Here is a 12,806-nt window from a genome sequence, read left to right on the forward strand (position 1 = left end):
GTAGCGACATCTAGGACGAGAACAGCAATCGATCGCGTTCAGCCTGCGACCCCTCGACATAGAAGCGCTCGAACCAGGCCGGCTTGCCGGACAATGCGGTCGGCTTGCGCAGCGTGATCGCGGCAGGCGCGGATGCAGCGCGCTGCCGCTCGGACTTGCCGTGGAACGCGTCGCGCATCCGGTTGCGAAACTGCAGGTGATCGAACACGCGGGTGGCCTCGATCGCATAGGACGTCGCGATCTTTCGGTCCTCGATCATGAGGAGATGGTCGCCGTTGCCCTTCTCGCCGCTCGGCGAGAAGTTGCTCGATCCGGTGAACACTTTCGCGGTCGGCAGGCTGAAATCGGTCACCAGGAACTTGTGATGGATGTTGCGGCCCTTGCCGCCGGACCATTCGCTGCGGAACGGCTCCGGCGCCTTGCTCGCGAGATAGGCGAAATCGACGAGACCGATCGAGCCGTCGGGCTTGCGCAGCTCCAGGGCGCCGCGCTTGTCGACCGTGCCGTAGCTGAAGATCGGCCGCTCCATCACGCGGTCGAACGCCTCCTTGGTCGGACCGTCGCCGAGCTGGCTCAGAAACGCGACCGAGTAGAACACCGACGAGGAGGCCTGATCGATCGCGGCCCGGATCGGATTGAGCGAGAGATCGGTGGCCTGGTGCGGCGAGAAGCAGAGCTGCACGGTGGGCTTTCCCTCGGAATGGACGGCGTGCCATTTCTTGGAGAAATCATTCTTCCGGAAGAGCGAGGGGTCCTCGAAGGCGATGTCGAACATCTCGCCGAACAGCCCGGCGACATCAGGCGAATGAAAGACCAGCATGTTGTTGGCCTGAATATAGAGGCCGCGGAACGTGAAATTGGTCGAGCCGCACAGCACCTTCTCGGGCTTGCCGTTGCGGCGCGTGATCAGGACCTTGTTGTGCTGGAGATTGCTGAAATGCGTGCGCAGCACGGCAGCACCCGCCTGCTTGAAGCGCTTGGCGCTGCGCGATTCCGCGCTGCCGGGCAGCTTGTGGCTGTTATCCTTGGCGTTGGAGTCGTCGATGATCGCGCGCAGCCGCGGGCCGAACTGCTCCAGCAGGCCGATCACGTCGGGCTCATTGAGGTCATAGGCCATCACGTCGAGCGTGAGCCCGGGATCCGCCAGGGCGTCTTTCAAAAAGCCGAACAGGAGGTCGTAGGCCTCGAACCCCAGCCACTCATAGACGCTGTCGCCGGCCTCGTTGGCGAGGTCGAGCTTCTCGAAGCTCGGCCCGTCGCGGCTCTCGACGGGGATGATCTCGGCATTGTTGCCGAACTGATCGCGATAGGCCTGAGACGAGGCGAAGTTGCGGGTGAAACCGATGTCGATGAGGCCATCATAGGTGACCGCGCTCTGCGCAATGTCGAGCGTGAGGCTGGTCCCTGCCACGAGCGTGCCGTCGTTGCGCATGTGCTGCTTGGCGACGCGATACGTATAGACGCCATCCTTGGGCCGGTAGGGAAAGTGGATCCAGCGGAATTTCTGGAACGGTGCCTCGGTCGACGGGAAATTCCGGTTGCCGTCGACCTCCGCGCCGGCCCCGGCCGGATAGGAAAACGCGATCCTGTTGCGCAACTGGGAAAAATCCCGCGCGCCCGGCGACTTCACCTCGATCGAGAATCCGACAAGATCGGGTTCGGGCTCGGCGACGTCGAAGCCGATCATCGTCATGCGCTCTCCACGCCACAGCTTGGACGTGAACCCGTTGCTGGATTTGCTGTTCTCGAAATCGCTCATGATCGAAATGCCCCACGGTGATGAAAAAAGGCGCGCACGAAACGCATCTCGCCGAAGGGCTGCAATCTTCGCCATGAGCCGCGGACGACGCAACTTCAAAATGATGTGAAAATGTTCATCAACCAGGATTGTTGCATGATCCTACGTCGGTCATGTGAAGGCGGATGTGAATGACGTCACAGTCGGAGACGGTATCCGGATCAGCTTTGCCGTGATGCCGGCGCGTGTGTCGTCAGTCTCGACGTTGGCGAACGAGCGCGCGGGCGCATGACGACGAACGTCGAAAACGAGCCCTATCGCGAGGCGGGCCTTGCCCGCGTCACGGCGTTGATGAAGCCCTCGCGGGCGTCGGAATGGCCCTGCCCGCGCGGCTCCAACACGTGACGGAGAAGGAACATGCCGGTCAGCCGGAAACCGTCGAGCAGATCCTGCTGCGACCAGCCATGGCCCTGCTCGCTCTCGCGCAGGAAGGGCGGCAGCGGCAGCAGCCGGTCGGCCCATGGCGCCCCGGCCGTGCGCGACACCGCGCCGCCCGACTTCGGCGATACGTAGATCAGGTCCGAGGTCTCGCCGGTCGCAGCGCAAGAGTCGAGATCGAGCCCGAAGCCGAGTTCGGCGAGGATCGCCAGTTCGAAGCGCACGATGTGGGCGGCGGCGCCGCCCGCATCCTCGAAATCATCGAGCGCATGTTCGAGCCGCAGGTACATGTCTTCGTGCGGATCGCGCTCCGGCAACAGCCGGGCCAGCGAGGCAAGATGCGTCACGCCGTAGGCGCCGTGTTGCGCGGAGATCAGCCCCGCCGCCCGCAAGGTCAGCGCGTCGATGGCGTACATGCCGAGATGCTCGTCGAGCCGCGCGCGCCAGATAGCGCGCACCGTGTTGCCCGGCTGCAGCACCGGCCGCATGCGCTTGCCGCTCGCCCCGCGCACGAGACCGAGATGCCGGCCATGCTCGCGGGTCAGCAGCTCGACGACCGCCGAGGATTCGCCGTGCCGCCGCACGCCCAGCACGATGCCATCGTCGGTCCATTCCATGAAGCGAGCGGCCCCCCGGCAAACACCGTCATTGCGAGCGAAGCGAAAGCATCCAGCACGGCGCAGGACGTCTGGATCGCGTCACGCGCGAGGCGTCGCGCGCGGTCGCAAATTCCGCATGATCGGCGACATCAGCCCAGCCGTGTCACGCGTTGAACCAGCCGCGCGCATCGCCCGTGAACGAATAGTACAAGCCCATCGTCGTCAGCGCGCAGGAAATGACCTCGATGCCGGCATCGAGCGTCATGCCCTTCTGCCCGATCACCTGCACCAGGAAGATGTCGGACAGCACCAGCGCCCCCAGCAGCACCCAGCGCGGCCAGTTCCTGCGGCGCTGCGCCGCCAGATAGACGAAATAGAACAGCAGCAGGATGACCACCCCGTTGAGCACGGTCTGCGCGGTGATCATGTCCTCGGTTACGTCGAAGGTCGGCGTCCGGTCGGAGACCGCAACCGACAGCGCGTCCAGCATCAGCGAGATGTAGAGCAGCACTTCGAACCACAACACGTTGCGCGGCACGCTCATTGTCATTCCCTGGGGAACTCGAGCCCCATCTCCCGGTAGCGGTCGGGATCATCGCCCCAGTTCTCACGCACCTTCACGAACAGGAACAGGTGCACCGGCACGCCGGTGATCTCTGCGATTTCCTTGCGCGCCTGCGCGCCGATCGACTTGATCGTCGCACCGCCCTTGCCGAGCACGATCTTGCGCTGGCTGTCCCGCTCCACGAAGATCGTCTGCTCGATGCGGATCGAGCCGTCCTTGCGCTCGGTCCAGCTGTCGGTCTCGACCGTGGACTGGTAGGGCAGCTCCTGATGCAGATGCGAATAGATCTTCTCACGGGTGATCTCGGCCGCGAGGTGCCGCATCGGCGCGTCCGACATCTGGTCCTCGGGATAGTGAAACGGACCGGGCGGCACCATCTCCGCCAAGGCCCGCCTGAGATCGTCGACCCCGTCGCCGGAGATCGCCGAGATCATGAAGGTGCGCGCGAACGGCAGCTTCTCGTTGGCAGCCGCGACCAGCGCCAGCAGCTTTTCGCGCGGCACCAGGTCGACCTTGTTGACCACCAGGATCTTCTCGTGCGCGACCGCAGCCGCCTTGTCGATGATGGCCTGCGCCTCATCGTCGATGCCCTTCTTGGCATCGAGCAGCACGCAGACGAGATCGGCATCATGCGCCCCGCTCCAGGCCGTCGTGACCATGGCGCGGTCCAGCCTGCGCTTCGGCGCGAAAATGCCGGGGGTGTCGACCAGGATGATCTGAGACGCGCCTTCGATGACGATGCCGCGGATCAGTGCCCGCGTCGTCTGTACCTTGCGCGAGACGATCGTGACCTTGGAGCCGACCAGCGCGTTGACGAGCGTCGATTTGCCGACATTGGGCGCGCCGATCAGCGCGACGAAACCGCAGCGGGTCCCGGCAGCCGGCACCGATTGTTGTTCAGCCGTCATTGCTGCCGCCGCTGACGCCTTCGCGCTCGATCATGACCGATGCCGCCACCTTTTCTGCCGCCCGCTTGGAGCCGCCGATGCCTTCGGCCGGCTCCAGCCCCGGCAGGTCGACGGCGACACGGAACTGCGGATCGTGATGCGGGCCGGTGCGCTCCACCTCCCGGTACACCGGGGTGGGCAGGCCCTTGCCCTGCGCCCATTCCTGCAGCACCGTTTTCGGATCGCGGAGCGGGCGCCGCGGCTTGTGCATGCGCTCGGTCCAGTTGCGCTCGACGAATCCAGCGGCGGCCGTGTAGCCGCCGTCGAGGAAGATCGCGCCGATCACCGCCTCGCAGACGTCGCCCAGCACCGACTTGCGCAACCGCGCCCCGGCGCCGGCGCCGACTGCGCCGAGCTTGATGTCGTCGAGCAGGCCGAGCGACTTGGCGACGTCGGCACAGCTCTCCTTGCGCACGAGATCGGCGAGCCGCTTCGACAGCTCGCCCTCGTCCGCGCTCGGAAACGAGCGGTACAGCATGTCGGACACAATCAGGCCGAGCACGTGATCGCCGAGGAATTCGAGCCGCTGATAGCTGTCGCCGCGCTTCTTGGACGATTTCAGCGCCGAGACGTGGGTAAAAGCGGTGCTGAGCAGCGAGGGATCGGCAAAGTGATGGCCGATGCGCGCCTCGATCGCGGCATTGGCGGCCTTGTCCGCAGCCTTGGCGCCCTTGGCGGCGCTGGTCCCCGCGCTCTTGGTACGGCGACCGCCCTTCGCCTTGCTGCGCGGCTTGCCGTCGGAATCGGCCTCGGCAACGAGCGCGGTCGGGTCCGCCCCATCCTCGGTCGGGCGAGCGGGCACCGATTCAGACTCGACGGTCTTCATGTCTGGCTTGGAGACCGGCTTCGCGTCGGTCTTGGAATCGGCCTTTGGCTCGGTCTTGGGCTCGGCCTTGGGCTCGCTCTTCTGCTCAGGCTTGATCTCGGACTTCGGCCGCGACGCGGCCTTGGGCGTTGCCTCCAGCGCACCCGTGCCGGGTTGCGGGCTCGATGCGGCAGCCTGCGTGGTCTGGATTTCGGGTGAGTCGTCGATCATCGCACGAATTTGAAGATTCGATTCCAGCGCACCGATACCGGCCAGCGCCAGAACGCCCAGGCATGCTCGCCTTCGGCAATGGAAAAGAAGATCAGCTGCGCACGGCCGACGATGTTCTCGAACGGCACGTAGCCGACCTGGCTGAGGAAGCGGCTGTCGGTCGAGTTGTCGCGGTTGTCGCCCATCATGAAGAAGTTGCCGGCCGGCACGGTATACACCGCGGTGTTGTCGACATAGCCATTGTCGACGCAGTCCAGCGTCTCATAGCTGACGCCGTTCGGCAGGGTCTCCTTCCAGCGCTTGACGCGCGCGGTCGAGTCCGGCTGCCCGCAGGGATCCTCGCCGATGAAATCGGAGAGCCGCTCGCGCTGCACCGGCTTGTCGTTGATGTAGAGCAGCCCTTCGCGCACCTGGATGCGGTCGCCAGGCAGGCCGATCACCCGCTTGATGTAGTCGGTGGTGTCGTCCTTGGGCAGACGAAACACGACGATGTCGCCGCGGTTCGGCTCCGAGCCGAAGATGCGGCCCGAGAAAATCGGGGGCGACAGCGGAATCGAGTAGTGGCTATAGCCGTACGAATATTTCGATACGAACAGATAGTCGCCGACCAGCAGGGTCGCCTTCATCGATCCCGAGGGGATGTTGAACGGCTGGAATAGGAAGGTGCGGATCACCAACGCGATCAGCAGCGCATGAACGACGACACGAACGGTTTCACCGAGGCCGCTCTCAGTCTTGGTTCCGGAGGTCACGCTCATCGCTCTTTCAATGTCCCTTGGCGAATGGTCCGACGATTCGCCAGCCGTTGCCGAACACCCCTCCGTCCGCGAACACCATACCGTTCCGCGGCTTAAGGGAGTCTGTCCTGATTCTGGTGGTTAAGGCCAACTCCGGTTTGACCCAGAATCCGCCCGTGATGCAGCCGGTTCGATCCCGGCGGGTTTTAGACGACTGCGCGGGGCCGCGCAATCAATCGCCGTATCAAAACTACATAACTCGCTGGAATCGATCGCATTTTTGTTTTTCCTGCGGGCGGCCGCCCTTCAGGATGTCTCGCGGCGCACCGCCGAAATTATGACGAAGGCTTGCGCCAGCGGCCAGTCGTCGGTGATCGACAGGTCGATGCGCGGCTCGTGGCCCTCGGGGGTCAGCGCCTTCAGCCGTTCGGCTGCGCCACCCGTGAGCTGCATGGTCGGCCGGCCGCCGGGCAGATTGACGACGCCCATGTCGCGCCACCACACCCCGTGACGGATGCCGGTGCCGAGCGCCTTGGCGCAGGCCTCCTTGGCGGCGAACCGCTTGGCGTAGGTGGCGACCACCATCTTCTCGTTCTTGGCCCGCCGCTCGGCCTTGGCGCGCTCGGCCGCGGTGAAGATCCGGTTCAGGAAGCGCTCGCCGTGCCGGTCCATCACCTCAGCCACGCGGCGGATGTCGATCAGGTCGGAGCCGATGCCGATGATCATGCCGATGTCCCCAGCCGCGCCCGGCCACGATCCATGGCCGCGCGCATGGTCCGGACGGTCTCGGCGAGGCCCACGAACAGCGCCTCCCCCATCATGAAGTAGCCGATGTTGAGCTCGACGATCTCCGGCAACGCCGCGATCCGCTCGGCGGTGACATAGTCGAGCCCGTGGCCGGCATGGACCTCGAGCCCGGCCGCATAGGCCTGCCGGGCGCCGGTCACGATCCGCTCCCACTCCACCTCCGCCTTGTCGTGGTGGCCGTCGGTGATGGCATCGCACCAGCCGCCGGTGTGGATCTCGATCACGGGCGCGCGCAGTCGCGCCGCCATCTCGATCTGCGCCGGGTCGGCGGCGATGAACAGCGACACCCGGATGCCGGCATCGCTCAGCCGGGCGATCGCCGGCGCCAGCGCCTTGTGCTGGCCGACCACGTCGAGGCCGCCCTCGGTGGTCAGCTCCTCGCGCCGCTCCGGCACCAGGCAGCAGGCATGCGGGCGCGTCGCGAGCGCGATCCGCACCATCTCCTCGGTGGCCGCCATCTCGAAGTTCAGCGGCTTGGAGATCTCGGCCTTCAGCCGCGCCATGTCGTCGTCGCGGATGTGCCGGCGGTCCTCGCGCAGATGCGCCGTGATGCCGTCGGCCCCGGCCTCGATCGCGAGCAGCGCGGCGCGCACCGGATCGGGGCTGCGGCCGCCGCGGGCATTTCGCAAGGTGGCGATGTGGTCGACGTTGACGCCGAGGCGCAGCTTCGGAGGATGTGACTTCGACGGATCGGACATGGGCCGGCTCGCAGGACTTTCGAATAGACTTCGGCTTGTTTAGCGCATCCCGAAGCAGAACGCCGCAGCCATCCCCGCAGATTAGCCATTCACCCGGTCGACCCGCGCCACGATGGTCTTGGCGCGCAACTGGTTGATGATCGCCGAGAGATGCTTGAGGTCGTAGACCTCGAGATCGATCGTGAGCTCGGTGAAGTCAGGCGAGCGGCGGCTCATGCTGATGTTGTCGATGTTGCCGTCATGCTCGGCGATCACGGTGGCGACCTGGGCGAGGCTGCCGGGCTCGTTGACGTTCTCGACGCGAATGCGCGCCGGAAAGCGCTGCGGCGAGGTCTCGTCGACATCCCAGCGCACGTCGAGCCAGCGCTCCGGCTCCTCCTCGAAATCCTTCAGCGCCGGCGACTGGATCGGATAGATCGTGATCCCCTCGCCCGGCGTCACGATGCCGACGATGCGGTCGCCCGGCACGGCGCCACCGTTCGGCGCGAACTTCACCGGCAGGCCGGAATTGAGCCCGCTGATCGGGATGGCGAACGGGCCGCGATGAGGCTCGGCCGCGGGCGCGGCAGCCTTGGCCGCCGGCGCGGCGGCCGTCTTCTTGGCGCCGTAGCGCACGACGCGCTCTTCCTTGTAGTCCGGATACATCGCGCGCGCGACGTCGGAGGCCTTGATCTCGCCGCGGCCGACCGCCGCCATCACGTCCTCGATCGAGGCGCGCGCCAGACGCGGCAGCGCGCCCTTGAGCTTGTCGTCGGCATATTCGAGCTTGGTCCGTTCGAACAGGCGTTCGACGATGCGCCGGCCCAGCCCGGCATATTGATCGCGCACGGCGGTTCGGGTGGCGCGCCGGATGGCGGCGCGTGCCTTGCCGGTGATGGCGAGCGTTTCCCAGGCCGAGGGCGGCGCCGACTGCGCATCCGAGGTCAGCACTTCCACCTCGTCGCCGTTCTGCAGCTCCGACGACAGCGCCGCGAACTTGCCGTTGATCTTGCAGCCGACGGCGCTGTTGCCGACGTCGGTATGCACCGCATAGGCGAAGTCGATCACGTTTGCGTGGCGTGGCAGCGCGATCAGCTTGCCCTTCGGCGTGAAGCAGAACACCTGATCGTGAAACAGCTCGAGCTTGGTGTGCTCGAGGAACTCTTCGGGGTTGGCGCTCTCCGAAAGGATGCCGATGGTGTGGCGGAGCCAGGCGAAGGCGTTCGATTCGCGCTTCAGCCGTTCCGTCGGCGAGGCGAGGTCGTCCTTGTAGAAGGCGTGGGCGGCGATGCCGAGTTCGGCGATCTGATCCATCTCCTCGGTGCGGATCTGCAGCTCGACGCGCTGCTTGCCCGGGCCGATCACGGTCGTGTGGATCGAGCGATAGTCGTTCTGCTTCGGCGTCGAGATGTAGTCCTTGAAGCGGCCGGGCACGACAGGCCAGGTCGTATGCACGATACCGAGCGCACGATAGCAGGATTCCAGATCCGGCATGATGACGCGAAAGCCGAAGATGTCGGACAGCTGCTCGAAGCCGATGGATTTGCGTTCCATCTTGGTCCAGATCGAGAATGGCCGCTTGCGGCGGCCGAACACCCGCGCGGTGAGGCCGTGTTCGCGAAACTTGCGGGCCAGCTGGCTCTCGATTTCGCCGATCAGGTTGCGGTTGCGCTCCGCCAGCGCATCGAGCCGCTGCATCACCACGCTATAGGCCTGCGGGTCGAGCGTCCGGAACGAGAGATCCTCGAGTTCCTCGCGCATCTCCTGCATGCCCATCCGGCCCGCCAGCGGCGCGTAGATGTCGAGCGTCTCCTCGGCAATCCGCCGCCGCGATGCCTCCGGCACGAACTCCAGCGTGCGCATGTTATGCAAGCGATCCGCGAGCTTGACCAGCAGCACACGCACGTCGTCGGCGATCGCCAGCAGGAGCTTGCGCAGATTCTCGGCCTGCTTGGCCTCGCGCGAGACCAGCTCGAGCCGCTTCAGCTTGGTCAAGCCTTCGACGAGCGCACCGATCTCGGGGCCGAAGAAGCGGTCGATCTCGGCGCGGGTCGCCTCGGTGTCCTCGATCGTGTCGTGCAGCAGCGCCGCGACGATGGTGGCGTCGTCCAGCTTCAGGTCGGTCAAAATGGCCGCGACCTCGAGCGGATGCGTGAAATACGGGTCGCCCGACGCGCGGGTCTGCGACCCATGCGCCTTCATGGCGTACACGTAGGCGCGGTTGAGCAGGTCCTCGTTCGTATCCGGATTGTAGGAGCGGACCCGTTCCACGAGATCGTACTGCCGCATCATGCGGGAGCGCGGCTTCGGCGGCCGCGGCCGCTCAGCCGGCGGCGGAGGCGCCAACGCGGCCGATTCGGCCGCCGCCTGCATCTGCTGAGGAGTGTGGCCCGAAACCACCATGGAAAATGACTAAACCTTTATCTTCGTGACCAAATCTGCCGGATGGCAGGCGCTCGGCGCAGCCCTATGGTAATCACGGAATCACGTTCAAATGCAAAGGCCCGGACGTGGTCCGGGCCTTCACATTCTCACAAGTTAGCTGGAGCTCGCGCTGACGGTGACGAGACCGTCACTCGTCCTCTTCCGGCTGTTCTTCCGGCGGAGCGAGGCCCTCGAGGCCCTTCAGCAGCTCTTCCTCGGTCATGCGCTCGACGGCGACCTCGGTGTCGTCGGCATCGACGCTGGCACCGGCCGAGCCGATCAGCGGCACCGTGTCCGGCTCCGGCTCGTCGACCTCGACGAACTTCTGCAGCGAATGCACCAGCTCTTCCTTCAGATCCTCGGGAGAAATGGTCGAATCCGCAATTTCCCGGAGTGCGACGACGGGATTCTTGTCATTATCTCTATCAATTGTAAGTTGCGATCCTGATGAGATCATGCGCGCGCGATGCGCGGCCAGGAGAACCAGGTCGAACCGGTTGTCGACTTTATCGATACAATCTTCCACAGTGACGCGCGCCATTGTCGCTCCGGTCCTTTGTGTGCTTAATATGCTGATTATGCTGGGCTAGTTATAGAGGCTGGCCGGCTTTCGCAAGGCAAAACTGGCGTCAGGGTTCGGTAAGGGGCAAGGAGTACCGAATTCGGCAACCTTGACTGGCGCTCCGTCCAGACCCGTGGAATTCGGGCCTTGGACAAGAAAACGCTTCATTACGTCGTCACAAGTGCGCCTTTGTTGCCCCGACCACTCCTGTTTGCGGTAACCTCACACCAGATGGACCGCCGACGCCTTGGCAGTATCTTGAAATGGAATGCGCGACCGACTGGAGTCGCGCCAAAAATAGAATCTAACTGAACGCGAGACACTGAATGTCATCTTCGACCAACAAGATTGCGCTCTTCATTGACGGCGCCAACCTATACGCCACGGCCAAGACGCTCGGCTTCGACATTGACTACAAGCGCCTGCTCAAGGAATTTCAGAGCCGCGGCACGCTGCTCCGCGCGTTCTATTACACCGCGATCATCGAGGATCAGGAGTACTCGTCGATTCGGCCCTTGATCGACTGGCTCGACTACAACGGCTATACGGTCGTCACCAAGGCGACGAAGGAATTCATCGACGCCAGCGGCCGGCGCAAGGTCAAGGGCAACATGGACATCGAGCTCGCCGTCGATGCCATGGAACTCGCCGAGCATATCGACCAGATGGTGCTGTTCTCGGGCGACGGCGACTTCCGTTCGCTGGTCGAAGCGATGCAGCGCCGCGGCGTTCGCGTCACCGTGATCTCGACCATCTCCAGCCAGCCGCCGATGATCGCCGACGAGTTGCGCCGCCAGGCCGACGTCTTCACCGACCTCATGGAGTTGCAGTCCAAGCTCGGCCGCGACCCGTCGGAGCGCCCCGCCCCGCGCGAGCCGCGCCACCATTCCCCGCAATTCCTGCAGCGCTCGACCACGGCGCCCGCCCGCGCCACGACCACCACCACCGCCACGCCCAACGATGACGATTTCGAGGACTAGGCGGACGGGCACTCAGCCTGCGCCGCCTGCCCCGTCTTCGACCAATCCCGATCGAGACTGTCCGCTGTGCCCTCGCCTCGTTGAGTTCCGCGAGGCGCAGCGCGCGCGTGAGCCGTCATGGTTCAACGCCCCGGTGCCGTCGTTCGGCGATCCCGACGCGCGCCTCCTGATCGTCGGCCTCGCGCCAGGGCTGCAGGGTGCGAATCGCACCGGGCGCCCGTTCACCGGCGACTATGCCGGGGAGCTGCTCTACGGGACGCTGCTGCACTACGGATTTGCAGAAGGCCGCTTCGAAGCCCGCCCCGACGACGGGCTGACGCTGGTGGACTGCCGAATCAGCAACGCGGTGCGCTGCGTGCCGCCGCAGAACAAGCCGCTGCCGGCCGAGATCAACCAATGCCGGAGCTTCCTCGGCGCCACCATCGCCGCGATGCCTCGGCTGCGCAGCATCGTCGCGCTCGGCCGCGTCTCCCACGACACGCTGCTGAAGCTGCTGGGCTTGCGCGCGGTCGCGGCGCCGTTCGCCCATGGCGCCGTGCACCAGGCCGGCGGGATCCGGCTGTACGACAGCTATCACTGCTCACGCTACAATACGAACACCGGCGTGCTCACGACCGAGATGTTCCACGCCGTGTTCGCGCGCGTGAAGGCGGATCTGGATTAGTTCGGCCCGCCCTTATCCTCACGCGGCAGATGCGCGGTTGTCCTTCAGCCACGCCAGCACGTCGCCCGCGTTCCTGTCCGGTGGAAACACCGGATAGAACACGTGGGTGATGCGGGCGTCGTCCACGATCATGGCAAGCCGCTTGATCATGGTCAGCCCAGCGATCTCCATCGTCGGCAACCGCAGGGCATTGGTCAGCTCGAGCTTTTCGTCCGACAGCACCGGAAACGGCAGGTGCAGGCGCGAGGCCATCTCGGTCTGATAGGCATTGCTCTGCGTCGACAGGCCGAACACATGCGCGGCGCCGGCCGATTTCAACTCGCCGAACAGGTCGCGGAAGCTGCAGGTCTGCGGCGTGCAGCCGCGCGCACCCGGGATCATGTCCCAGTCCTCGACGAGCGACACCTTGCCGGGTTCGCCGGTCCGCGGATAGGCGAACACGACGGTCCGTCCAGGCAGATCGGACAACGTGACCAGCGTGTCGTCGGTCGCACGCAGTCCGATCGCGGGAATGATCGTCCCGACCAGATGATCGGCTGCGCCGTCGTCGGTCGGAGCCGGAATCCGGCTCCAGTCGACGTCCAAGAGGTTCTTCTGATTCATCGGATGCTTTCCCAAGGCTCAGGCGTGCC

At 65.1% G+C, this 12,806-nt stretch carries 13 protein-coding genes; 2 read left to right on the top strand and 11 right to left on the bottom strand.

The window, feature by feature from the left end:
- Positions 1-10: 10 nt before the first annotated feature.
- From ACQR1E_RS25335 to rpoZ, 10 genes are all read right to left on the bottom strand, one after another.
- Positions 11-1,759: a phospholipase D-like domain-containing protein gene (locus tag ACQR1E_RS25335; RefSeq protein ID WP_434897700.1), complete on the bottom strand. Its 1,749-nt coding sequence runs from the start codon at positions 1,757-1,759 to the stop codon at positions 11-13.
- 293 nt (positions 1,760-2,052) lie between these two features.
- Positions 2,053-2,793: a DNA repair protein RecO gene (gene recO / locus ACQR1E_RS25340; RefSeq protein WP_315827223.1), complete on the bottom strand. Its 741-nt coding sequence runs from the start codon at positions 2,791-2,793 to the stop codon at positions 2,053-2,055.
- 145 nt (positions 2,794-2,938) lie between these two features.
- Positions 2,939-3,319, bottom strand: coding sequence for a hypothetical protein (locus ACQR1E_RS25345; RefSeq protein WP_434897701.1), 381 nt, complete (start codon positions 3,317-3,319; stop codon positions 2,939-2,941).
- Between the two features lie 2 nt (positions 3,320-3,321).
- Positions 3,322-4,248 (bottom strand): GTPase Era, encoded by a 927-nt coding sequence (gene era, locus ACQR1E_RS25350; RefSeq protein WP_316159549.1) that lies wholly within the window; start codon positions 4,246-4,248, stop codon positions 3,322-3,324.
- The gene (gene rnc / locus ACQR1E_RS25355) at positions 4,238-5,323 is read right to left on the bottom strand and encodes a ribonuclease III (RefSeq protein WP_316188499.1); all 1,086 of its coding nucleotides are present in this window, start codon (positions 5,321-5,323) and stop codon (positions 4,238-4,240) included. Before rnc ends, era begins: the two co-directional genes overlap by 11 nt.
- Positions 5,320-6,081, bottom strand: coding sequence for a signal peptidase I (lepB, locus tag ACQR1E_RS25360; RefSeq protein WP_315711399.1), 762 nt, complete (start codon positions 6,079-6,081; stop codon positions 5,320-5,322). The genes rnc and lepB overlap by 4 nt, the downstream gene beginning before the upstream one ends.
- Before the next feature lie 285 nt (positions 6,082-6,366).
- On the bottom strand, positions 6,367-6,786 hold the full coding sequence (gene acpS, locus ACQR1E_RS25365) for a holo-ACP synthase (RefSeq protein WP_315711397.1): 420 nt from the start codon (positions 6,784-6,786) through the stop codon (positions 6,367-6,369).
- The gene (locus tag ACQR1E_RS25370; protein ID WP_315827226.1) at positions 6,783-7,565 is read right to left on the bottom strand and encodes a pyridoxine 5'-phosphate synthase; all 783 of its coding nucleotides are present in this window, start codon (positions 7,563-7,565) and stop codon (positions 6,783-6,785) included. Before ACQR1E_RS25370 ends, acpS begins: the two co-directional genes overlap by 4 nt.
- An 81-nt stretch (positions 7,566-7,646) precedes the next feature.
- Positions 7,647-9,947 (bottom strand): RelA/SpoT family protein, encoded by a 2,301-nt coding sequence (locus tag ACQR1E_RS25375; RefSeq protein ID WP_315711393.1) that lies wholly within the window; start codon positions 9,945-9,947, stop codon positions 7,647-7,649.
- A 169-nt stretch (positions 9,948-10,116) separates the two neighbouring features.
- Positions 10,117-10,509 carry a DNA-directed RNA polymerase subunit omega gene (gene rpoZ, locus ACQR1E_RS25380; protein ID WP_006612728.1) on the bottom strand — a complete coding sequence of 131 codons (393 nt, stop codon included), beginning with the start codon at positions 10,507-10,509 and terminating at the stop codon, positions 10,117-10,119.
- Positions 10,510-10,856: 347 nt separating this feature from the next.
- On the opposite strand from rpoZ, the gene ACQR1E_RS25385 reads away from it, so the two are divergent.
- Complete coding sequence (locus ACQR1E_RS25385; RefSeq protein ID WP_434863520.1) at positions 10,857-11,510, top strand: NYN domain-containing protein; 654 nt, start codon at positions 10,857-10,859, stop codon at positions 11,508-11,510.
- Complete coding sequence (locus ACQR1E_RS25390; RefSeq protein WP_434863519.1) at positions 11,491-12,174, top strand: uracil-DNA glycosylase; 684 nt, start codon at positions 11,491-11,493, stop codon at positions 12,172-12,174. The genes ACQR1E_RS25385 and ACQR1E_RS25390 overlap by 20 nt, the downstream gene beginning before the upstream one ends.
- 18 nt (positions 12,175-12,192) lie before the next feature.
- On the opposite strand, the gene ACQR1E_RS25395 is transcribed toward ACQR1E_RS25390, so the two are convergent.
- Entirely contained in the window at positions 12,193-12,777 is a 585-nt protein-coding gene (locus tag ACQR1E_RS25395) for a peroxiredoxin (RefSeq protein WP_315711388.1), read from the bottom strand.
- Between the last annotated feature and the right edge of the window lie 29 nt (positions 12,778-12,806).

The sequence above is a fragment of the Bradyrhizobium sp. HKCCYLRH1030 genome (genome assembly GCF_051168395.1).
Taxonomy (GTDB): domain Bacteria; phylum Pseudomonadota; class Alphaproteobacteria; order Rhizobiales; family Xanthobacteraceae; genus Bradyrhizobium.